The 21,618-nt window shown below is 61.2% G+C and carries 17 protein-coding genes and 1 pseudogene; 9 read left to right on the top strand and 9 right to left on the bottom strand.

The annotated features are described in order from the left end of the window. Nucleotides 1-9 precede the first annotated feature (9 nt). The 6 genes and pseudogenes from aroB to pilM all read right to left on the bottom strand — a co-directional run bounded on the left by aroB (nucleotide 10) and on the right by pilM (nucleotide 5,327). The gene (gene aroB / locus JFT58_RS09675; RefSeq protein WP_034125577.1) at nucleotides 10-1,110 is read right to left on the bottom strand and encodes a 3-dehydroquinate synthase; all 1,101 of its coding nucleotides are present in this window, start codon (nucleotides 1,108-1,110) and stop codon (nucleotides 10-12) included. Between the two features lie 126 nt (nucleotides 1,111-1,236). Further along, complete coding sequence (gene aroK, locus JFT58_RS09670; RefSeq protein ID WP_003187914.1) at nucleotides 1,237-1,755, bottom strand: shikimate kinase AroK; 519 nt, start codon at nucleotides 1,753-1,755, stop codon at nucleotides 1,237-1,239. 4 nt (nucleotides 1,756-1,759) lie between these two features. Then, a pseudogene (locus JFT58_RS09665) lies at nucleotides 1,760-3,019 on the bottom strand (type IV pilus secretin PilQ); the annotation flags it as partial. Between the two features lie 135 nt (nucleotides 3,020-3,154). Then, nucleotides 3,155-4,126: a pilus assembly protein PilP gene (locus JFT58_RS09660; RefSeq protein ID WP_103299429.1), complete on the bottom strand. Its 972-nt coding sequence runs from the start codon at nucleotides 4,124-4,126 to the stop codon at nucleotides 3,155-3,157. Then, nucleotides 4,123-4,674, bottom strand: coding sequence for a PilN domain-containing protein (locus JFT58_RS09655; RefSeq protein ID WP_054896202.1), 552 nt, complete (start codon nucleotides 4,672-4,674; stop codon nucleotides 4,123-4,125). The genes JFT58_RS09660 and JFT58_RS09655 overlap by 4 nt, the downstream gene beginning before the upstream one ends. After that, a complete protein-coding gene (gene pilM / locus JFT58_RS09650) occupies nucleotides 4,671-5,327 on the bottom strand; it encodes a type IV pilus biogenesis protein PilM (RefSeq protein ID WP_054896274.1) in 657 nt (218 codons plus the stop codon). Before pilM ends, JFT58_RS09655 begins: the two co-directional genes overlap by 4 nt. 232 nt (nucleotides 5,328-5,559) lie before the next feature. Between pilM and JFT58_RS09645 the strand changes: the two genes are divergently transcribed. Beyond that, entirely contained in the window at nucleotides 5,560-8,022 is a 2,463-nt protein-coding gene (locus JFT58_RS09645) for a penicillin-binding protein 1A (protein WP_371264130.1), read from the top strand. A gap of 212 nt (nucleotides 8,023-8,234) precedes the next feature. Here the strand turns inward: JFT58_RS09645 and JFT58_RS09640 are convergent, their stop codons facing one another. The 3 genes from JFT58_RS09640 to rpmE form a co-directional block, all read right to left on the bottom strand. After that, nucleotides 8,235-9,503: a malic enzyme-like NAD(P)-binding protein gene (locus tag JFT58_RS09640; RefSeq protein ID WP_005784034.1), complete on the bottom strand. Its 1,269-nt coding sequence runs from the start codon at nucleotides 9,501-9,503 to the stop codon at nucleotides 8,235-8,237. A gap of 182 nt (nucleotides 9,504-9,685) precedes the next feature. After that, a complete protein-coding gene (locus tag JFT58_RS09635) occupies nucleotides 9,686-10,492 on the bottom strand; it encodes a thermonuclease family protein (RefSeq protein ID WP_054896200.1) in 807 nt (268 codons plus the stop codon). A gap of 14 nt (nucleotides 10,493-10,506) precedes the next feature. Beyond that, nucleotides 10,507-10,740 carry a 50S ribosomal protein L31 gene (gene rpmE, locus JFT58_RS09630; RefSeq protein ID WP_005784030.1) on the bottom strand — a complete coding sequence of 78 codons (234 nt, stop codon included), beginning with the start codon at nucleotides 10,738-10,740 and terminating at the stop codon, nucleotides 10,507-10,509. Nucleotides 10,741-11,078: 338 nt separating this feature from the next. Here rpmE and JFT58_RS09625 point away from each other — a divergent pair, with 338 nt between their 5' ends. The 8 genes from JFT58_RS09625 (at nucleotide 11,079) to phaZ (ending at nucleotide 21,535) form a co-directional block, all read left to right on the top strand. After that, nucleotides 11,079-13,298, top strand: a complete 2,220-nt coding sequence (locus JFT58_RS09625) for a primosomal protein N' (RefSeq protein WP_034125571.1) — start codon at nucleotides 11,079-11,081, stop codon at nucleotides 13,296-13,298. Between the two features lie 204 nt (nucleotides 13,299-13,502). Beyond that, the gene (gene argS, locus JFT58_RS09620; RefSeq protein WP_014716573.1) at nucleotides 13,503-15,239 is read left to right on the top strand and encodes an arginine--tRNA ligase; all 1,737 of its coding nucleotides are present in this window, start codon (nucleotides 13,503-13,505) and stop codon (nucleotides 15,237-15,239) included. Between the two features lies 1 nt (nucleotide 15,240). Beyond that, nucleotides 15,241-15,942 (top strand): SPOR domain-containing protein, encoded by a 702-nt coding sequence (locus tag JFT58_RS09615; protein WP_003187899.1) that lies wholly within the window; start codon nucleotides 15,241-15,243, stop codon nucleotides 15,940-15,942. A gap of 219 nt (nucleotides 15,943-16,161) precedes the next feature. Further along, nucleotides 16,162-16,692 carry an ATP-dependent protease subunit HslV gene (hslV, locus tag JFT58_RS09610; protein WP_003171209.1) on the top strand — a complete coding sequence of 177 codons (531 nt, stop codon included), beginning with the start codon at nucleotides 16,162-16,164 and terminating at the stop codon, nucleotides 16,690-16,692. A 37-nt stretch (nucleotides 16,693-16,729) separates the two neighbouring features. Next, the gene (gene hslU, locus JFT58_RS09605) at nucleotides 16,730-18,067 is read left to right on the top strand and encodes an ATP-dependent protease ATPase subunit HslU (RefSeq protein WP_044270712.1); all 1,338 of its coding nucleotides are present in this window, start codon (nucleotides 16,730-16,732) and stop codon (nucleotides 18,065-18,067) included. A 150-nt stretch (nucleotides 18,068-18,217) separates the two neighbouring features. Next, entirely contained in the window at nucleotides 18,218-18,595 is a 378-nt protein-coding gene (locus JFT58_RS09600) for a gamma-butyrobetaine hydroxylase-like domain-containing protein (RefSeq protein WP_054896199.1), read from the top strand. A gap of 249 nt (nucleotides 18,596-18,844) precedes the next feature. After that, nucleotides 18,845-20,524 carry a class II poly(R)-hydroxyalkanoic acid synthase gene (phaC, locus tag JFT58_RS09595; protein WP_054896198.1) on the top strand — a complete coding sequence of 560 codons (1,680 nt, stop codon included), beginning with the start codon at nucleotides 18,845-18,847 and terminating at the stop codon, nucleotides 20,522-20,524. Between the two features lie 165 nt (nucleotides 20,525-20,689). Continuing rightward, nucleotides 20,690-21,535, top strand: coding sequence for a poly(3-hydroxyalkanoate) depolymerase (gene phaZ / locus JFT58_RS09590; RefSeq protein ID WP_019820034.1), 846 nt, complete (start codon nucleotides 20,690-20,692; stop codon nucleotides 21,533-21,535). Nucleotides 21,536-21,618 lie beyond the last annotated feature (83 nt).

Genomic DNA, 21,618 nt, shown 5'->3' with positions numbered 1-21,618 from the left:
CGGGTCTTATTAACCTTTGAGCTGGGCCAGGGCGCGGTAATCCGCTCCCAGCGTGGCCTGTAGAATCTCTTTTGGATAATCGTCGGTCACCACGGCTTCGCCGATGTGGCGCAGCAGTACCAGTCGAAGTCGACCGTCGATCACTTTCTTGTCTATCGCCATATGTTCAAGGAAATCCGCCTCGGTCATCTCCGTGGGCGGAACGACCGGCAAACCGGCACGCTGGAACAGGCGGATACCGCGATCACGCTCTTGGGCGCTGATCCAGCCCAGGCGCTGCGACATATCCAATGCCATCACCGTACCAGCCGCCACGGCCTCCCCATGCAACCACACACCATAGCCCATGTGAGTTTCGATCGCATGGCCGAAGGTGTGGCCCAGGTTCAGCGTGGCCCGCACGCCGGACTCGCGCTCGTCGGCATTGACCACCAGCGCCTTGGCCGCGCAAGAGCGGGAGATCGCTTCGGTCAGGGCTACCTGATCGAGGGCGCGCAAGGCGTCCATGTGTTCTTCCAGCCAGGTCAGGAACGGCTCATCGCAAATCAGGCCGTACTTGATGACTTCCGCCAGCCCCGCCGACAGCTCGCGCGGCGGCAAGGTGTTGAGGGTAGCGGTGTCGATCAGCACAGCCTGAGGCTGGTAGAACGCGCCGACCATGTTCTTGCCCAACGGGTGGTTGATACCGGTCTTGCCACCCACCGACGAATCGACCTGGGACAGCAAGGTGGTCGGCACCTGGATGAAATCCACGCCGCGCTGGTAGCAGGCCGCGGCAAACCCGGCCATGTCGCCAATCACACCGCCGCCCAGGGCGACCACAGTGGTTCGACGGTCATGGCGCGCAGTCAGCAGGCCATCAAAGATCAGTTGCAGGGTTTCCCAGTTTTTGTGGGCTTCGCCGTCAGGCAACACCACGGAGATCACCGAGTACGCCGCCAGGCTGCGGCTCAGACGCTCAAGATACAGCGGCGCGACCGTTTCGTTGGAGATGATTGCCACCTGTCGGCCGGCAATATGCGGCGCAAGCAGTTCGGGCTGGTCCAACAGACCTGCGCCAATGTGGATCGGGTAGCTGCGCTCGCCTAGATCGACCTTAAGTGTCTGCATGTGTCCCCGCGTTGAAGATGTATTAACGACCGGCACTGTCGACATCTCGACACCGCCTGGTGGCTCTACGCCATACCTTATAAGGTCATGGCGCGCCGCCGAGAATAGCGCATTTCGGGCCAGGCTTTAACGGGGTGGCAACCGTTGCAGGCGCTCAAGGATGTCAAGTACGACCATCCGAGGTGGCCGTTCATCGGTTTCCACCACCAGATCGGCGATTTCCCGATACAGCGGATCGCGCAGCGCCAGCAGGTCCCGCAGGGTTTTCGCCGGGTCGGCGGTGCGCAGCAACGGGCGATTGCGATCACGGGCGGTACGGCCCACCTGCTGTTCGACCGACGCGTGCAAATACACCACCCGACCACCGGCATGCAGCGCTCGACGGTTTTCATCGCGCATGACGGCGCCACCGCCGGTCGCCAATACCACGCCATCGCAGCCGCACAGCTCGGCAATCATCGCCTGCTCGCGGTCACGAAAGCCCAGCTCGCCTTCTTTATCGAAGATCCATGGGATATTGGCACCCGTGCGCAATTCAATTTCCTTGTCGGAATCTTTGAACGGCAGGCGCAGCTCTTTGGCCAGCAAACGGCCGATGGTGCTTTTTCCAGCCCCCATCGGCCCTACAAGAATCAAATTTCGCACAGAATCAACGACTCACAGCAATCGCCTGGTTATTCATGATACGCGGAGTCAGGAATACCAGCAGCTCGGATTTTTTCTCCGCCAGCACATCGCGCCGGAAAAGGCGGCCAAGATACGGCACATCGCCCAAAAATGGCACTTTATCTACCACTTTGCTCTGGGTGTTGGAGAAAACCCCGCCAATGACGATGGTCTCGCCATCCCTGACCAGAACCTTGGCGTTGACCTCGTTTTTCTTGATCGGCGGCACGTCATTGAGCCGGTTCAGGTAGTCGGGCTCATCCTTGGTGACCTTGACCGCCATGATCACATGGTCGTCGGGGGTGATTTGCGGCGTGACTTCAAGCGACAGCGAAGCCTCTTTGAACGACACCGAGGTGGCGCCCTGGGAGGTGGATTCCTGATAAGGAATCTCGGTGCCTTTGAGGATGCGTGCAGTCTCTTTGTCGGAGGTGACGACCTTGGGCTGCGAGACGATCTCACCGTTGCCGGTTTTTTCCATGGCGGTCAGCTCCAGGTCCAGCAACAGGTTGTCGGTGATATAGGCGATCCCCAGGCCCGAGGTTCCGGCCAGCGACCCCAAGTCGACAAAGGGTGAACTGGGTGGGTTTTGCGGCGGCTCGGCACCCTCCGCCGGCGGCTTGGCAATACCGCCAACGCCGCCGTTGCCGCGGGTGAGCCGCCCACCCCAGCGCACACCCAGGCTTTTGTCGTAGTCGACATTGGCCTCCACAATCCGCGCCTCGATCATGACCTGGCGTACCGGGATATCCAGTTGCGCCACGATGCGCCGCAGCTCTTCGAGCCGCTCGCCAGTCTGGTAGGCGATGATGTTGTTGGTGCGGTCATCCACCGCCACCGAACCGCGCTCATCGGTGGCGCCCTCAAAGCCGGTCACCGACTGAAACAGCTTGGCCAGGTCGGCGGCCTTGGCGTAATTGACCTGCAGCAACTCCCGACGCAAGGGCGCCAGCTCGGCCATCTGCTTGCGCGACTCCAGCATCAACAGCTCGCGAGCAGCCAATTCATCGGCGGGCGCCACCAGCAACACGCCCGCCTTGACTCGCTTGTCCAAGCCCTTGGTTTGCAGTACCAGGTCCAGAGCCTGGTCCCAGGGCACATCCTTGAGCCGCAGGGTGATCGAGCCCTGCACATCATCGCTGGTCACCAGGTTGAGCCCGGCGACATCGGCAATTTGCTGCAAGACCGCGCGCAGGTCGATGTCCTGGAAATTCAGGGTCAGCTTGGCGCCTGTATAGCTGAACGGCTGGGCACTGTCGGGCGGCGGCAGTTGGATAAGGTCCAGGCGATTGGGCACAGCAGCAGCCATCGGTGCCGTCAACGCTATCCATAGCGCCACACCGAAGGACGAGAAGGTCCTTTTCATTGTTTGATTCCGTTATGAGTTGACGTTCAGCACAAGGGTTCGCGGGCGTTCCAGCCAGGCGCCCTGTCCATCGGGAAACAGCTCCACCAGCTCGACAGCAGCGTCTTGAATGGCCGTGACCTGGCCATGGTCCGGCCCCAGGTAATCACCCACCGCCAGCCGATACACCCTGGCCCCAGCCCGCAACAAGGCAAAGGCCTGCGCACCACGGGACAACGTACCGACCATTTCGAACTGATCGAGGCGCATACCCTCCAACAGTCCCCGTCGCCGGGTGAAATCCGGGGCAAAGGCCGGGCGGCCCGGAACGTGCGGCGCCTGCAAGGCGGGCGGCGTGAACGGGTCGCGCAAGGACGAGGGTTCGTAGACAAATTGCGGCCCTGGGTCGAGCACCTGACGGGCCTTGCCGTTTTGCAGGGTGCTGCGATAGGTCTTGGCGAGCATGTTCAGACGCAACAAGGCGCCCTGATGCCCGAGCGCAATATCCTGCACGGTAACGACCCGTGGCAACCCACCCAAGGCACTGACAAACGTCGCCAGGTCGTGGTAAACCCCGGACGCGCTTATCTGCATGGGTTGTTCGATATAAAGCTGCCGAGGCGCTTCATCCAGCACGGTGATGCCTTCGACCCACACCCCATGAACAGCCGCCAGCCGGGCGATGTCTTCCAGCACGGCAGGCACCTCGGACTCGCCGGGCAATTGCCCTAGAAGGCTGGCGAGATTGTCTTCCATGCTCCGGACTTGCCGGGTGCGCAGCTCAAGGCTCGCGGCCAGGCCGATCTTTTCTGTGAGTTGCTGCTGCAGCGCCTGCTCCCGCGCCTCAAGCCCGTGCAATCGCTCCCGCTGCGGCCCCCCATGCGAAACCTCGCCTAGCACTAACACCATGCCGGCCAGCGCACAGCCAAGCAGCACCTTGCCCGGCAGGGACCATTTGGCAGCGTTGTAAGAGAGCGTGGAAAAATCGAGCCTGGGCAGGCTCATGGTTGCGCCCCGCTGGACTCTCCCTGGCGCACCATCAGCTGGAATTCACTTTCGCCGCGTGCACCTTCGGTTTGCACGCGCTGCAGACGGGTCGAACTGGAGCCGTGGATTGGCTTGAGTTGCTGCATCAAACGGGCGATATCCTGGTTGCTTTCTGCCGTGCCGCGAATGCTGATGGTGTCGCCGTTCGCAACCACCTCATGCAGATGGACACCTTCAGGCACCGAGCGAGCCAATTGCTCGAACAATCGGGCACCGGAAGAGCGGGCATCGTGCAGGTCCTGAACCACCTTCATGCGTTCGGCCAGTTGCTGGCTTCGCGCCTGCAAGTCGTCGATAGTCCTGATCCGCGAGTCCTGGGTAGCGATGTGCTCTTCCAGGCGGCTGTTGCGGCTTACCTGCCGGTCTATCGCCTGGTCGATCACTTGATCAGCCAACCACAGTGCCGCGAGCGCCACGCAGGCAAACGCCAGCAATAGCACCAACAGGTATTTGCGCCTGCGCTCCGCGAGGGCCTGGCGCCAAGGCAAAAGATTGATTCGTGTCATCCAGCGAAACTCCTAAGGGCCAGCCCGCAAGCCACTCCCATCCCTTGGGCATCCAAGGCCCATTGTGCACCATCGACTCTATTACCCGGCGTGAAGCTGGCAAAATCCTGAAGGCAAGCGCGCTCCAATGCAAACCCTTCTACATCGACCACCCGCGGCACCAGCCCCGCCAGGGCCAAAACCGCCTCGCGCGCTTCGACCTGCTCACGCAGGCACGCCGCCAGCATCACCTCTACCCACTGCGGGCCTTGAGCCGATGGCCCTTGAACCTGAAAGTCGATGGCCACCTCGTCCAATGGATAGGGGATGAACTGGTCGGCTTCCATCTGGATCTTCCAGGCCATTTCCTCATCACTGAGGCCGGCGTCCATGTCAATCAGCCGGGTAATTACCGACGGGCCCGCAACCGCCACGGCGGCGTACCGGGCCGAGGTACCCAGGCGCGACAGTGCCTGTTGCAGCATACGGCCCACACCCTCAAGGTCCAGCAAGGTGCCGTCCACCACCGCCTGGGGCGGCAGCATTTGCATAACGTAGCCCTGGACGCTGAAACCGCCTGATGAACGGCCCAGTTCGATCAGCTTGATGCCGCTGTCATTGATATCGACCCCCAACACCGTGTCGACTTTTCGCCTGAAAAATCCCTTTCCCATAAAACTCCCCAAAACTTTCCCTGTCATACCGGCTGTCATCTCGCCTGATTGCTGCCAGGCACCTTGCATTCGGTCGGCTTGTTCAAGGCTCGCGAATGACGCCCCAAGCTGAAAAATGCTTTAATGCCCAGCGTTTTTTCCCGCTTTTTATCTGCTGCCCGGGTCGATCCATCGTTTGCCATGCATCCCCGACGCGTAACTCATTCTTTTCTCTGGAAATCCAAAAGCCTTGATTCGTCTGCTGAAGTTTTTCGGGTACTCCATTGTCGCCATCGTTTGCGGGCTGCTGCTCGTACTCAGCGGGGCCTACCTCTACCTTAGTCCGGGTTTGCCCTCCGTAGAGGCCCTCAGAAGTATCCAGTTGCAGATTCCTTTGCGGGTCTACAGCAGCGATGAAAAACTGATCGCGGAGTTCGGCGAAATGCGCCGCACACCGATCCGTTTCGCCGACATTCCACCCAATTTCATCAGCGCTTTGTTGTCTGCCGAAGACGATAATTTCGCCAACCACTACGGCGTAGACCCCAGCAGCCTGGTGCGTGCAGCCACGCAATTGGTAAAAAGTGGACACATTCAATCGGGTGGCAGCACCATCACCATGCAGGTGGCGAAGAACTTCTTCCTCACCAGCGAACGCAGCTTTTCCCGCAAGGCCACCGAAATCCTGCTGGCGCTGCAGATCGAACGCCAGTTGACCAAGGATGAAATCCTCGAGCTGTACGTCAACAAGATCTACTTGGGCAACCGCGCCTACGGCATCGAGGCCGCGTCCCAGGTCTACTATGGCAAGTCGATTCGTGACGCCAGCCTGGCGCAAATGGCGATGATCGCCGGCCTGCCCAAGGCACCGTCGCGCTTCAACCCGCTGGCCAACCCGGCGCGCAGTAAAGAACGCCGTGACTGGATCCTGGGCCGCATGTACAAACTGGGCAAGATCGACCAGGCCGCTTATGAAAGTGCCGTAGCCGAGCCGCTGAACGCCAGCTATCACGTGCCGACCCCAGAAGTGAATGCACCCTATATCGCCGAAATGGCCCGCGCCGAGATGGTTGGCCGTTATGGCAGCGAGGCCTACACCGAAGGTTTCCGCGTCACCACGACGGTGCCGAGCAACTTGCAGGAAATCGCCAACCATTCGGTACATGAAGGCCTGATCACTTATGACCAGCGTCACGGCTACCGTGGCCCCGAGTCGCGCCTGCCGGGCAAGACCCTGAGTGCCTGGACCACCGAATTGGGCAAACAGCGTTCGATCAGCGGCCTGGACCCGGCCATCGTCACCCAGGTAACCAAGGACGGCATCCAAGTGCTGACCCGCTCTGGCGAAGCCCATTTAGCCTGGGACAGCATGAAGTGGGCACGCCCGTTCCTGAACACCAACAGCATGGGCCCGATGCCCAAGCAGCCATCCGACGTGGCCCAGGTGGGTGATTTGATCCGCGTGCAACGCCAAAAGGATGACAGCCTCAAATTCAGCCAGGTGCCGCTCGCCCAGGGCGCCCTGGTGTCCCTGGACCCGCAGAACGGTGCGATCCGCGCACTGGTCGGCGGCTTTGCCTTCGAGCAGAGCAACTACAACCGCGCTACCCAGGCCAAGCGCCAGCCGGGCTCCAGTTTCAAGCCGTTTGTCTACAGTGCCGCGCTGGACAACGGCTACACCGCCGCCAGCCTGGTCAACGACGCGCCAATCGTGTTTGTCGATGAATATCTGGACAAGGTCTGGCGCCCGAAGAATGACACCAACACGTTCCTCGGCCCGATCCGTATCCGCGAGGCGCTGTACAAGTCACGCAACCTGGTGTCGATCCGCCTGTTGCAGGCGATGGGCGTAGGCAAGACCATCGACTATATGACGCGCTTTGGCTTCGCCAAGTCGGACCTGCCGCCAAACCTGTCCCTGGCCCTGGGTACCGCGACCCTCACGCCGATGGAAATCGCCACCGGCTGGAGCACCTTTGCCAACGGCGGCTACAAGATCGCGCCGTACCTGATCGACAAGATCGAAAGCCGCAATGGCGACACCCTGTTCACCGCCAACCCGCCACGGGTACCCGGCGATGTGGTCAATGGTGTGGCCGCGACCGACGGGCTTGCGGTACCGAGCAACGGCGGTATCACCATCGAGGCGACGCCAGGCACACCGTCGGCCGCAAACGCCGGCGCACCGGCCGAACCGCAAGCGCCAGCGGTTGCCGAGCGCATCGTGGACGGCCGCACTACCTACATCCTCAACAGCATCCTGCAAGACGTGATCAAGAAGGGCACCGGCCGCCGCGCACTGGCTCTGGGCCGTGCGGATATCGCTGGCAAGACCGGTACCACCAACGAGTCCAAGGACGCGTGGTTCTCCGGCTACAACGGCGACTACGTGACCACCGTGTGGACCGGCTATGACCAGCCTGAAAGCCTGGGCCGCCGCGAGTTTGGTGGCACCGTCGCCCTGCCGATCTGGATGAGCTACATGGGCGCAGCGCTCAAGGACAAGCCGCTGCACACCCAGCCAGAGCCAGAAGGCATCCTCAGCCTGCGCATCGACCCGATCAGTGGCCGCGCAGCTTCACCGAGCACGCCGAATGCGTACTTCGAGCTGTTCAAGAGCGAAGACACACCGCCATCGGTCAACGAACTGGGCAACGGCGCAGTGCCGGGCAGCCCGCTGCCGGCGGATGAAGGCGCGCCGATCGATTTGTTCTGACCTGATCACGCTGATCGGCCGATCGTTCCCACGCTCCGCGTGGGAATGCATCCTGTGACGCTCTGCGTCACGATCTTAAAAGCAGACGCGGAGCGTCCAGGTGGGCATTCCCACGCAGAGCGTGGGAAAGATCAGCCACGGGACATCAGCCACAAAAAAGCCCCGACTGATCACTCAGGCGGGGCTTTTTTTGCGGGTGTGTCTACAACGGCTTAGCCGTTGAACACATCATCCACGCTTTGCAGCGGGTAGTTCTTTGGATACGGCAGGGTAGCCACACCAGTCTCGATAGCGGCCTTGGCCACGGCATCGGAGATCAGGGTGATCAGGCGCTTGTCCATTGGTTTCGGAATGATGTACTCACGACCGAATTCCAGCTTGGCGCCACCGTAGGCGTCGCACACGTCCTGAGGTACCGGCAGCTTGGCCAGTTCACGCAGGGCGTTGGCAGCGGCCACTTTCATTTCTTCGTTGATGCGCTTGGCGCGAACGTCCAGGGCACCACGGAAGATGAACGGGAAGCCCAATACGTTGTTGACCTGGTTCGGGTAGTCCGAACGGCCGGTGGCCATGATCACGTCGCTGCGAGTGGCGTGGGCCAGTTCTGGAGAGATTTCCGGATCCGGGTTGGAGCAGGCGAACACGATAGGGTTCGGCGCCATGGATTTGAGGCCTTCAGCGCTCAGCAGGTTCGGGCCGGACAGGCCAACGAACACGTCGGCACCGTCGAGGGCGTCAGCCAGGGTGCGCTTGGAGGACGGATGGGCAAACATCGCCTTGTACTGGTTCAGGTCGGTGCGCTCGGACTGAATCACGCCCTTGCTGTCGACCATGTAGATGTTTTCCAGCTTGGCGCCCATGCTGATGATCAGCTTCATGCAGGAAATGGCCGCGGCACCGGCGCCCAGGCAGACGATTTTCGCCTCGCCCAGGGTTTTGCCAGCAATTTCCAGGGCGTTGATCATGCCGGCTGCGGTAACGATCGCGGTGCCGTGTTGGTCATCGTGGAATACCGGAATGTCGCACTGCTCGATCAGGGCCTTTTCGATCTCGAAGCACTCAGGTGCCTTGATGTCTTCCAGGTTGATGCCACCGAACGTGATGGAAATGCGCTTGACGGTGTCGATGAACGCCTGCGGGCTTTCGGAATCGACTTCGATGTCGAAAACGTCGATGCCGGCAAAGCGCTTGAACAGCACGCCCTTGCCTTCCATGACTGGCTTGGAAGCCAATGGGCCGAGGTTACCCAGGCCCAGAATCGCGGTGCCATCGGAAATCACTGCAACCAGGTTGCCTTTGCCGGTGTACTTGTACGCCAGCTCTGGGTCACGGGCGATTTCACGTACGGGTTCGGCAACACCAGGGCTGTAGGCCAGCGACAGGTCGCGGGCAGTGGCAGTGGCTTTGGTGAGCTCTACACTCAGCTTTCCTGGACGAGGATGGGCATGGTATTCGAGAGCGGCAGTTTTCAAATCAGACATATCGGCATTCCGCTTTTACTGTTGGTCGACGGACCGCCGAGGATACGCGTGTCGTAAAGTCCCTACAAGACTGGGCAGTCACAGGTGTCAAGGGCCCTGCGCTACGACTTTTGGCCAAGAGCCACGGGATATAAGGGCTCAACTGTTCACAATCGAAATAAAAAATGTCTACAATTTTTTATTCAAAGCGCCGATTTCAGCATGCCGGGGTCGGTTATTGGCAACAGCCAGCGCGCTTGGCCTTTTTTCAGGCCGCCACGGCGGGCTCGATCCTGCACCCAACCGCGCGCCTCAATGGTGCGGCCTTGCAGACCATCGAGCATGGCCGTATCGAACTGGCTGATCAGCTCGGGCGCAATACGCAATACCAGTGAACCCTGCAGTTCAATCCAGATTCCACCGCGATTGCGCTCGATCTTGCTGACCCGACCGGCCACCAGGGCAAACCCGGAGCGCTTGAGATTCGCCACGCTGTGCACTGGCGATTGGCGCCACAGGCCGAGCCGTGCCTGGCGGGCGCTGTTTTCGGCCGCCTGCTGGCAGGCCATCAGGTCGACATTCGGCGCGACGCCCACTTGGTACCCCAAACCCTCGGCCAGCAGTTGCGCCTCCAGATTCTCGCCATTGGCGCCGTAGAGGTGAGCCAGGGTGCGCCCGTAATGATCTTTGCCTTCGCGCCCCGCCACCAGGCCGACACGCCCATCGCTGGCCTTGACCAACGCCTGCAGGCGCTGACGGGCGGCGACAGCGAATGGCTCGTCAGGGCGACCCTTCTTGCCGGTTTCCGGCGCGTTGAGGCCGATCATGCGCACGCTGCGACCGTCCTTGAGGCGCACCGTGTCGCCATCCACCACACGCTGTACCTCCACACGCACGATGGCCGCCGGGGCGGGGCAGAAGGGGTTGGCCTGAGCGGTCGCCAGCCAAATCCCAGGCACAAAAAAGGCGCCCACAAGGGACGCCTTTTTCAACCGCGGGTAAAAGCCCATAAGGCTCTTGAACCTTACTCTGCTGGAGTAGCAGCAGGCTTCTTGCCGAAAGCACCAAAGCGATCTGCGAAGCGCTGTACGCGGCCGCCGGTGTCCAGAGTTTTCTGCTTACCGGTGTAGAACGGGTGGCACTCGTTGCATACGTCAGTACCCAGTGGCTTGCACAGGTTCGAACGAGTTTCGAACTTGTTGCCGCAGCTGCAGGTGACTTCGATGGTTTCGTACGCTGGATGGATATCGGCTTTCATGGCACTTCCTCGGGCTAGCGTGCCGCCACTCGACACTATTGTCGAATACCGCACGTAATTAGGCCGCGGATTCTACCAGACCTTTTTAATCACGCAAGCGGCGGGAATGGTCGAAAACTTCCTTTCATCAGATATTCCTCACACACCGCCGTCAATGTGGGAGCCGGGCTTGCCCGCGAAGGCGGTGTGTCAGTCACTGCATCTGTTACTGCACTAGCGCTTTCGCAGGCAAGCCAGCTCCCACAAGATCCGATTCCAGTACTGGAGACGGGACACCCCCGGTCTGCTAGGCTCGCGCCCCTGCGCCACCGCTTGCCTTTATTGATGAGAATCCTCGCGTGCCCGACGCCATTTTGCGCCTAGCCCTGCCCTCGCCCCTGCGCCGCCTGTTCGATTACCGGGCCCCGCCCGGCGTGTCGCGTGCGCAGTTGCAACCGGGCATGCGCGTGCGCGTGCCGTTCGGACGCCGGGAAATGATCGGCATTCTGGTGGAAGTCACCGACCACAGCGAAGTGCCTGCCGAAAAGCTCAAGCCGGCAATTGCCCTGCTCGACGCCACACCACCGCTGCCGCCCGCGCTGTTCAAGCTGTGCCTGTGGACCGCGCAGTATTACCAACACAGCCTGGGCGATACCTTGAGCTGGGCGCTGCCGGTGCTGCTGCGCCAGGGCGAACTGGCCGAAGCGCGCCAGGAGCGTTTCTGGTCGATGGTGCCGGGCGCACGCCTCGACGACCCGCGCATCGCCCGCGCCCCGCGCCAGCGTGAGGCCCTGGCCACCTTGGCACAGCACCCACACGGCGTGGCCCATCAGCTATTAAGCAAGCTGATGCTGAGCAAAGACAGCCTCGACCTGTTGCTGGCCAAGGGCTTGGTGCAGGTGGAAATCCGCAAACACGCTCCGGACCCGCGCCACGAACACTGGCTGGCCCAGCCGGAGTTGCCGCTGAACCCCGAGCAACGCGCCGCGTATGAGGCGATTCGCGCCGGTTTCGACAGTTTCCATGCATTCCTGCTGGCCGGCGTCACTGGCAGCGGCAAGACCGAAGTCTATTTGCAGCTGATCCGCGAAACCCTGCAGGCGGGCAAGCAGGCACTGGTGCTGATCCCCGAGATCAACCTGGGCCCGCAGACCGTGGCGCGTTTCGAGCAACGCTTCAATGCCCGGATCGCCCTGGTGCACTCGGCAGTCAATGACCGTGAACGCCTGGAGTCGTGGCTGGCGGCGCGGGATGGCGAGGCCGACATTATTATCGGCACGCGCTCAGCACTGTTCACGCCGATGAAAAACCCCGGGCTGATCATCGTCGACGAGGAGCACGATGGCTCCTATAAACAGCAGGAAGGTTTGCGCTACCACGCCCGCGACCTCGCGCTGGTACGCGCCCGCCAGGAAGACATCCCGATTGTGCTGGGCTCGGCCACGCCGTCCCTGGAAAGCCTGCACAACGCCTACACCGGCCGTTACGGGCTGCTGCGCCTGAACGAGCGTGCTGGCGGCGCCAAACAACCGCGCTTCCTGCGCCTGGACGTGAAAAGCCGCCCGCTGGACAGCGGTATTTCCGGCCCGATGCAACAGGCCATTGGCCAGACCCTGGCCGCCGGCCAGCAAGTATTGGTATTTCTCAACCGCCGCGGCTTTGCCCCGACGTTGCTGTGCCATGACTGCGGCTGGATGTCCGGGTGCGAGCGCTGCGATGCGCGCATGACGGTGCATCAGCGCCACGGCGAGTTACGCTGCCATCACTGCGGCCATGTGGAACGGGTACCGCGCCATTGCCCGCAGTGCGGCAAGGTGGACCTGCGGCCCGTGGGCGCCGGCACCGAGCGCGCCGAAGAACGCCTCGGCATTCTGTTCCCGGACTACCCGGTGCTACGGGTGGACCGCGACAGCACGTCGCGCAAAGACGCCATGAACCAACTGTTCGCCACCATCCACAAAGGCCAACCGTGCATCCTGGTGGGCACGCAGATGCTTGCCAAGGGGCATCACTTCCCACGGGTGACCCTGGTGTCGATCCTGGATGCCGATGGCGGGTTGTTCTCCGGGGATTTTCGCGCCAGCGAACGCATGGCGCAGTTGATCGTGCAGGTGGCAGGACGCGCCGGTCGGGCCGAAGAGCCAGGCAGGGTGATTATCCAGACGCACCTGGCCGACCACCCGCTGCTGATTCAACTGACGGAACAAGGCTACTTTGCCTTCGCCGAACAGGCCTTGAGCGAACGCCGCGCCGCCGGCCTCCCGCCCTTTGCGCACCTGGCGCTGCTGCGTGCCGAAGCCCACAAACCCGGGCAGGCCGAAGGCTTTCTTGATGAGGCCTGCAGCGCCGCCGAACGTTTATTGGGCGAACTGGCCCTCAGTGGCATCGAACTACTCGGCCCGGTGCCAGCGCCCATGGAGCGGCGCGCCGGACGTTATCGCGCTCAGCTACTCTTGCAGGCAACCTCCCGCGCCCCGCTGCATCGGCTATTAAGTCGCTGGATGCTTGAGCTGGAGCAACTGCCCAGCGGTCGGCAGGTGCGATGGTCGTTGGATGTAGACCCGGTAGATTTGTATTGAGGGTAATTACGTCATCGCAGGCAAGCCAGCTCCCACATTATGAAATGTGAATACCCTTAAATGTGGGAGCGGGCTTGCCCGCGAAGAGGCCCGCAGGTCCGCCATATAGTCTGAACGGTTGGCAAGCCCGCCCTCGCCACGGATAATGCCCAGTTTTTCCACCTGCGCATCGCGCGCCGCCGCTTGCGGTCGAAAGAGAACACCATGAAAGACACCATTCGCCAGCTGATCCAACAAGCCCTCACCCAACTCGTCCACGAAGGTGTGTTGCCTGAAGGCCTGTCGCCGGCGATCCAGGTGGAGAACACCCGCGACAAGACCCATGGCGACTTCGCCAGCAACATCGCGATGATGCTGTCCAAGCCGGCCGGCATGAAGCCGCGTGACCTGGCAGAAAAAATCATCGCAGCCCTGCCGGCTGACGCCAGTGTCACCAAGGCCGAAATCGCCGGCCCAGGCTTTATCAACTTCTTCCAGAACACCCAGGCCCTGGCGTCACGCCTGGATGCCGCCCTGGCCGATGCGCGCATCGGTGCACGCAAGGCCGGCGACAGCCAGCGCGTGGTCATCGACCTGTCGGCACCGAACCTGGCCAAGGAAATGCACGTGGGCCACCTGCGCTCCACTATCATTGGCGATGGCGTGGCACGGGTGCTGGAATTCCTCGGCGACACCGTGATCCGCCAGAACCACGTGGGCGACTGGGGTACCCAGTTCGGCATGCTGATGGCCTATCTGCAGGAAAACCCGATCACCAGCAACGAGCTGGCCGACCTGGAAAATTTCTACCGTGCTGCCAAAAAGCGTTTCGATGAATCCGAAGAGTTCGCTGACCGCGCCCGCGGCCTGGTGGTCAAGCTGCAAGCCGGCGACGAAGAATGCCTGGCGCTGTGGAACCGCTTCCGTGAAATTTCCCTGTCTCATTGCCAGGAAATCTACGAGCTGCTCAATGTGAAACTGACCATGGCCGACGTGATGGGCGAAAGCGCCTACAACGACGACCTGATCAACGTGGTCAACGACCTCAAGGCCAAGGGCCTGCTGGTCGAAAGCAACGGCGCCCAGTGCGTGTTCCTCGAAGAATTCAAGACCGCCGACGGCGAGCCGCTGCCGGTGATCATCGTCAAGGCCGATGGCGGCTACCTCTACGCCACCACTGACCTGGCCGCCGTGCGTTACCGCAGTGGCGTGCTCAAGGCTGACCGTGCGCTGTACTTCGTCGACCAGCGCCAGGCCCTGCACTTCCAGCAGGTGTTCGAAGTGGCGCGTCGCGCCGGTTTCGTCACCCACCCGATGCACATGGAGCACATGGGCTTTGGCACCATGAACGGCGCCGATGGCCGCCCCTTCAAGACCCGCGACGGCGGCACCGTGAAGCTGATCGACCTGCTGACCGAAGCCCAGGAACGTGCCTACAACCTGGTGAAGGAAAAGAACCCGGAGCTGGCCGAGGCCGACCTGCGCAACATCGCCCGCGTGGTGGGCATTGGCGCGGTGAAATACGCCGATCTGTCCAAGCACCGCACCAGCGACTACAGCTTCAACTTCGACCTGATGCTCAACTTCGAAGGCAACACCGCGCCGTACCTGCTGTACGCCTACACTCGCGTGGCCGGGGTATTCCGCAAGCTGGGCAAGGACTTCAGCGAAGTCGAAGGCCAGATCGCGCTGGACGCCGCCCACGAACAGGAACTGGCGGCCAAGCTCGCGCAATTTGGCGAGGTGCTCAACAGCGTTGGCGAAAAAGGCACGCCGCACATCCTGTGCACCTATTTGTACGAAGTGGCCGGCCTGTTCTCCAGTTTCTACGAGAACTGCCCGATCCTGACCGCCGACGACGAAGCCCAGAAACAAAGTCGCCTGCGCCTTGCCGCATTGGCTGGACGCACCCTCAAGCAAGGCCTGGAACTCTTGGGCCTGGAAACTCTGGAGCGTATGTAAGTTGGCTGCCAAGAAAAAACCTGCACCCAAGCGCGGCGCCAGCCGCTACCAGGCCCCGGCGAAGCAACCGATTCCGGGTTGGCTGTGGATGGCCATCGGCCTTACGGTCGGCGCATTTATCGTGTTTCTGATGAAGCTGGAGCCCGGTCAGGGCGATGACGTCAAGCGCGTCAAACAGGAGCAGCAAAAGGCCACGAAAATCGCCGAAGCCAACAAGACCGCGCCGAGCCCGACCGCACCGGTAAAGCCCAAGTACGACTTCTACACGCTGCTGCCGGAATCGGAAGTGATCGTGCCGCCTGACGCCGTGCCGGAAAAAACCCTGCCGACGCCACAAGTGCCGACCACGCCGGTAACCCCAGCGGAAGCGGCAAAAATCGACACGGCGCGCGCCCAGGCCGCGCTGGCCGGTATCACGCCGCCGCCAGCACCGCCAGTGGCAGCCACCAAGGCTGCGCCGGTGACCAAGTTCTTCCTGCAAGCGGGCTCGTTCCCGAAACAGGCGGATGCGGACCGTGTACGCGCACAGATCATTCTGTTGGGCCAATCGGTATCGGTTGAGTCCGGCACGGTGAAGGACGCGACCTGGTATCGCGTATTGGTGGGGCCGTTCAGCAACCGCGAACAGCTGACCGTGGCGCAAAAGCAATTGGCCGGCGCCGGGTTTAGCAACCTGTTGTTACAACAACGCCAGAGCCGCTGACTCATACTCACTGATCGTTCCCACGCTCCGCGTGGGAACGTGTCCCTTGACGCTCTGCGTCACAGAGCAGGCGCAGAGCGTCAAGGCGGCATTACCACGCGGAGCGTGGGAACGATCACCACTCGTCTGCCCTGCCTTCCTACGGTTGAAATCCCCCTCGCCACCCCCATATGAGTTTCCATCAGGGCATTTTCGCCCCGCTGCGTGGAGACTCTCCCCTTGACCACCATCGTTTCAGTACGTCGCCACGGCAAAGTTGTCATGGGCGGCGACGGCCAGGTTTCCCTGGGCAACACCGTGATGAAAGGCAACGCCAAGAAAGTGCGCCGCCTGTACCACGGCCAGGTGCTTGCCGGCTTCGCAGGCGCAACCGCCGACGCCTTTACCCTGTTCGAGCGTTTCGAAGGCCAGCTTGAGAAACACCAGGGCCACCTGGTGCGCGCCGCTGTGGAACTTGCCAAAGAATGGCGCACCGACCGCTCCCTCAGCCGCCTGGAGGCCATGCTCGCGGTTGCGAACAAAGACGCTTCCCTGATCATCACCGGCAACGGCGACGTGGTTGAACCCGAGCATGGCCTGATCGCCATGGGTTCAGGTGGCGGCTACGCCCAGGCTGCGGCCAGCGCGCTGCTGAAGAAAACCGACCTGTCGGCCCGTGAAATCGTCGAGACCGCCCTGGGTATCGCTGGCGATATCTGCGTGTTCACCAACCACAATCAGACCATTGAGGAGCAGGACCTCGCCGAATAAGCCCTGGGCTTATTCAGGCTTGAGGCCGCCAAAAACTATGTCCATGACTCCCCGCGAAATCGTCCATGAACTCAACCGCCATATCATCGGCCAGGACGATGCCAAGCGCGCCGTTGCCATTGCGCTGCGTAACCGCTGGCGCCGGATGCAACTGCCGGAAGAACTGCGCGTTGAAGTAACGCCCAAGAACATCCTGATGATCGGCCCTACCGGCGTCGGCAAAACCGAGATCGCCCGTCGCCTGGCCAAATTGGCCAATGCACCGTTCATCAAGGTCGAAGCGACCAAATTCACCGAAGTCGGTTATGTGGGCCGCGATGTCGAGTCGATCATTCGCGACCTGGCTGACGCCGCCCTGAAGATGCTGCGCGAACAGGAAGTGACCAAGGTCAGCCATCGCGCGGAAGACGCCGCTGAAGAGCGCATCCTCGACGCCCTACTGCCACCGGCACGCATGGGTTTCAACGAAGACGCCGCACCTTCGTCGGATTCCAACACCCGTCAGCTGTTCCGCAAGCGCCTGCGTGAAGGCCAGTTGGATGACAAGGAAATCGAGATCGAAGTGGCCGAAGTGTCCGGCGTGGATATCTCTGCCCCGCCTGGCATGGAAGAAATGACCAGCCAGTTGCAAAACCTGTTCGCCAACATGGGCAAGGGCAAGAAGAAAAGCCGCAAGCTCAAGGTCAAGGATGCGCTCAAGCTGGTGCGCGACGAAGAAGCCGGGCGCCTGGTCAATGAGGAAGAACTCAAGGCCAAGGCCCTGGAAGCGGTCGAGCAACATGGCATTGTGTTTATCGATGAGATCGACAAGGTGGCCAAGCGTGGCAACTCCGGCGGCGTGGATGTCTCCCGCGAAGGCGTGCAGCGCGATCTGCTGCCGCTGATCGAAGGGTGCACGGTCAACACCAAGCTGGGCATGGTCAAGACTGACCACATCCTGTTTATCGCCTCCGGTGCCTTCCACCTGAGCAAGCCGAGCGACCTGGTGCCCGAGCTGCAAGGCCGCCTGCCGATTCGGGTGGAGCTCAAGGCACTGACGCCGGGCGACTTCGAGCGCATCCTCAGCGAACCGCATGCCTCGCTCACCGAGCAGTACCGCGAGCTGCTGAAAACCGAAGGGCTGGGTATCGAATTCCAGGCTGACGGTATCAAGCGTCTGGCGGAGATCGCCTGGCAGGTCAACGAGAAGACCGAGAACATCGGTGCCCGTCGCCTGCATACCTTGCTTGAGCGCCTGCTTGAGGAAGTGTCTTTCAGCGCCGGCGACATGGCCGGTGCGCAGAATGGCGAAGCGATCAAGATCGATGCTGACTACGTCAACAGCCACTTGGGCGAATTGGCGCAGAACGAAGACTTGTCTCGTTATATCCTGTAAGCCTTAACGCGAAACCGCTTCGCTTAAATGTGGGAGCGGGCTTGCTCGCGAAAGCGGTATATCAGTACCAGATATGCTGGCTGACACACCGCTTTCGCGAGCAAGCTCGCTCCCACAGGGTTGAAGCCGGTTCCTTCAGGATTATCTCCAATGGCCAAGTTTCCGACTGCTGTAAACCTGCATAAAACCTCCAATACACTCGGCCTGACCTACGGGCCAGACGAAACCTACCAGTTGCCCGCCGAATTCCTGCGGGTGCACTCCCCTTCCGCCGAGGTCCAGGGCCACGGCAAACCCATCCTGCAATTCGGCAAGCTCAACGTCCGGTTGATCAAGCTGGAACCCGCCGGCCAGTACGCACTGAAATTGACCTTCGACGACGGTCATGACAGCGGACTGTTCACCTGGGACTATCTCTATCAGCTGGCCGTACGTCAGGACGCTCTATGGGCCGACTACCTGGACGAGCTCAAAGCCGCTGGAAAAACCCGCGATCCGAGTGAGTCGGTCGTGCGGCTGATGCTCTAGCACAGGGATCTTGCTGTTTAGAGCGCATTTTCTAATTTCATCTGCTTGAATGCCCTGTCGCGTGGCCAACGATTGGCCCGCTTGCGAAAAAAAATAAACTCGGGTAACCAATGGAGCTGGCAAGTTCCCTGCATTTGACGATGCGGTATCAACGGTCACCCGAGTCGCAGTACCAGGCTGGTGTCGTGTATCGAAATTGGGTGCGCAGCAATCGCCGGTACTCGTCTTTCGGACAATGGAGCGTCGTAGATGAGTAACAAGAATAACGATGACTTGAAACGCCAGGCCTCGGAAAACACCCTGGGGTTGAACCCGATCATCGCGTTACGCAAAAAGGATTTATTGGCCTCGGCCAAGATGGTGCTGACCCAAGCCATCAAGCAACCGTTGCACAGCGTCAAGCACGTCGCCCACTTTGGCGTTGAATTGAAGAATGTGATGTTCGGCAAATCCGCGCTGGTGCCCGAGGGCGACGACCGTCGCTTCAACGACCCGGCCTGGAGCCAGAACCCGCTCTACAAACGTTATTTGCAGACTTACCTGGCGTGGCGCAAGGAGCTTCACGACTGGATCGACGACAGCAACCTGTCGGCACAAGACATCAGCCGCGGCCACTTCGTGATCAACCTGATGACCGAAGCCATGGCCCCCACCAACAGCGCGGCCAACCCGGCGGCGGTCAAACGCTTCTTTGAAACCGGCGGCAAAAGCCTGCTCGACGGCCTTTCCCACCTGGCCAAGGACATGGTGCACAACGGCGGTATGCCCAGCCAGGTCAACATGGGCGCCTTTGAAGTCGGCAAGACCCTGGGCACCAGCGAAGGCGCGGTGGTGTTTCGCAACGATGTACTGGAGCTGATCCAATACAAGCCCATCACCGAACAGGTACACGAACGCCCGCTGCTGGTGGTACCGCCGCAGATCAACAAATTCTATGTCTTCGACCTGTGCCCGGATAAGAGCCTGGCGCGTTTTTGCCTGCGCAATGGCCAGCAGACCTTTATCGTCAGTTGGCGCAACCCCACCAAGGCCCAACGCGAATGGGGCCTGTCGACTTATATCGAGGCGCTCAAGGAAGCAGTGGATGTGGTCACGGCGATTACGGGCAGCAAGGATGTGAATATGCTCGGTGCCTGCTCCGGCGGTATCACCTGCACCGCACTGTTGGGCCACTACGCGGCGCTGGGCGAGAAGAAGGTCAACGCCCTGACGCTGCTAGTGAGCGTGCTGGATACCACCCTGGACACCCAGGTGGCGCTGTTTGTGGATGAACAGACCCTGGAAGCGGCCAAGCGCCACTCCTATCAGGCCGGCGTGCTGGAAGGCCGCGACATGGCCAAGGTATTTGCCTGGATGCGCCCCAACGATCTGATCTGGAACTATTGGGTCAACAACTACCTGCTGGGCAACGAGCCGCCGGTGTTCGACATCCTGTTCTGGAACAACGACACCACACGCTTGCCGGCCGCGTTCCATGGCGACCTGATCGAACTGTTCAAGAACAACCCACTGGTACGCGCCAACGCCCTGGAAGTGTGCGGCACGCCCATCGACCTCAAGCAGGTCACCGCCGATATCTACTCCCTGGCCGGCACCAACGACCACATCACGCCGTGGCAGTCCTGCTACAAGTCAGCGCAGTTGTTCGGCGGCAAGGTCGAGTTTGTGCTGTCCAGCAGCGGGCATATCCAGAGCATCCTCAACCCGCCGGGCAACCCCAAGGCACGCTACCAGACCAGCGAGGGCCTGGCCGGCAGTGCGTTGGAATGGCAGGAGAATGCTACCAAGCACACCGATTCGTGGTGGCTGCACTGGCAGGTTTGGCAGGCGGAGCGGGCGGGAAAACTGAAAAAAGCCCCGACGACATTAGGCAATAAAACCTATGCAGCCGCTGAAGCGGCGCCGGGTACCTATGTACATGAACGCTAGGCATTCTTGTGATTGAAATGAGATCAGATGTGGGAGCTGGCTTGCCTGCGATAGCGATGGGCCTGCTCACTAATCGCGGCCTGAAAGAATGCCATCGCAGGCAAGCCAGCTCCCACACTGACCGAGTTCCTACAGACCAATAGCACCACTTCACAGGGCTTGAGCATGGCGCAACCGTTCATCTTCCGTACCATCGACCTGGATGGCCAGACCATCCGCACGGCGGTACGCCCGGGCAAGCCGCACTTGACCCCGCTGCTGATCTTCAACGGCATCGGCGCCAACCTTGAGCTGGTGTTTCCGTTCGTCCAGGCCCTGGACCCGGACCTGGAAGTGATCGCCTTCGACGTGCCCGGCGTGGGCGGCTCCTCGACGCCGAACCGACCCTATCGCTTCCCCGGTCTGGCCAAACTCACCGCGCGTATGCTCGATTACCTCGACTATGGCCAAGTGAACGCCGTGGGCGTGTCCTGGGGCGGAGCGCTGGCCCAGCAATTTGCGTATGACTACCCCGAGCGCTGCAAGAAATTGATCCTCGCGGCCACCGCGGCCGGGGCCTTCATGGTGCCGGGCAAACCGAAGGTCTTGTGGCTGATGGCAAGCCCCAGGCGTTATATCCAGCCGTCCCACGTGGTGCGCATTGCACCGATGATTTATGGCGGTTCGTTCCGCCGTGATTCCAAACTGGCCGCAGAGCATGCGAGCAAAGTGCGCTCGGCCGGCAAGCTGGGTTACTACTGGCAGTTGTTTGCCGGGCTGGGCTGGACCAGCATTCATTGGTTGCACAAGATCCGCCAGCCCACCCTGGTGCTGGCCGGGGACGATGACCCGCTGATCCCGCTGGTCAACATGCGCATGCTCGCCTGGCGCATCCCCAATGCACAGTTGCACATCATCGATGACGGCCACCTGTTCCTGATCACCCGGGCCGAAGCCGTGGCACCGATCATCATGAAGTTTCTGGAGGAGGAGCGCCTGCGCGCCGTGATACATCCGCGACCGGCGGTGTGAAGGAACACACCACCGCGCAACTTGCCAGGAACCGACTATGGTTCTGGATTGGCGTGCCTGCTTGATGTCTTGACGAAGGAGTG

This window comes from Pseudomonas sp. MF6767 (assembly GCF_016405475.1).
In the GTDB taxonomy this organism is placed as follows: domain Bacteria; phylum Pseudomonadota; class Gammaproteobacteria; order Pseudomonadales; family Pseudomonadaceae; genus Aquipseudomonas; species Aquipseudomonas paracarnis.
Note: the sequence above shows the minus strand (reverse complement) of the source record. Positions and strands in the feature narration are given on the sequence as shown.

Excerpts from the sequence above, each read along its gene's own strand:
- hslU (WP_044270712.1), top strand. The coding sequence starts at position 16,730 with ATGTCCATGACTCCCCGCGAAATCGTCCATGAACTCAACCGCCATATC.
- JFT58_RS09635 (WP_054896200.1), bottom strand. The coding sequence starts at position 10,492 with ATGGGCTTTTACCCGCGGTTGAAAAAGGCGTCCCTTGTGGGCGCCTTT.
- phaC (WP_054896198.1), top strand. The coding sequence starts at position 18,845 with ATGAGTAACAAGAATAACGATGACTTGAAACGCCAGGCCTCGGAAAAC.
- aroB (WP_034125577.1), bottom strand. The coding sequence starts at position 1,110 with ATGCAGACACTTAAGGTCGATCTAGGCGAGCGCAGCTACCCGATCCAC.
- pilM (WP_054896274.1), bottom strand. The coding sequence starts at position 5,327 with ATGGGAAAGGGATTTTTCAGGCGAAAAGTCGACACGGTGTTGGGGGTC.
- argS (WP_014716573.1), top strand. The coding sequence starts at position 13,503 with ATGAAAGACACCATTCGCCAGCTGATCCAACAAGCCCTCACCCAACTC.
- JFT58_RS09660 (WP_103299429.1), bottom strand. The coding sequence starts at position 4,126 with ATGAGCCTGCCCAGGCTCGATTTTTCCACGCTCTCTTACAACGCTGCC.
- JFT58_RS09640 (WP_005784034.1), bottom strand. The coding sequence starts at position 9,503 with ATGTCTGATTTGAAAACTGCCGCTCTCGAATACCATGCCCATCCTCGT.
- phaZ (WP_019820034.1), top strand. The coding sequence starts at position 20,690 with ATGGCGCAACCGTTCATCTTCCGTACCATCGACCTGGATGGCCAGACC.
- JFT58_RS09655 (WP_054896202.1), bottom strand. The coding sequence starts at position 4,674 with ATGACACGAATCAATCTTTTGCCTTGGCGCCAGGCCCTCGCGGAGCGC.
- JFT58_RS09600 (WP_054896199.1), top strand. The coding sequence starts at position 18,218 with ATGGCCAAGTTTCCGACTGCTGTAAACCTGCATAAAACCTCCAATACA.
- rpmE (WP_005784030.1), bottom strand. The coding sequence starts at position 10,740 with ATGAAAGCCGATATCCATCCAGCGTACGAAACCATCGAAGTCACCTGC.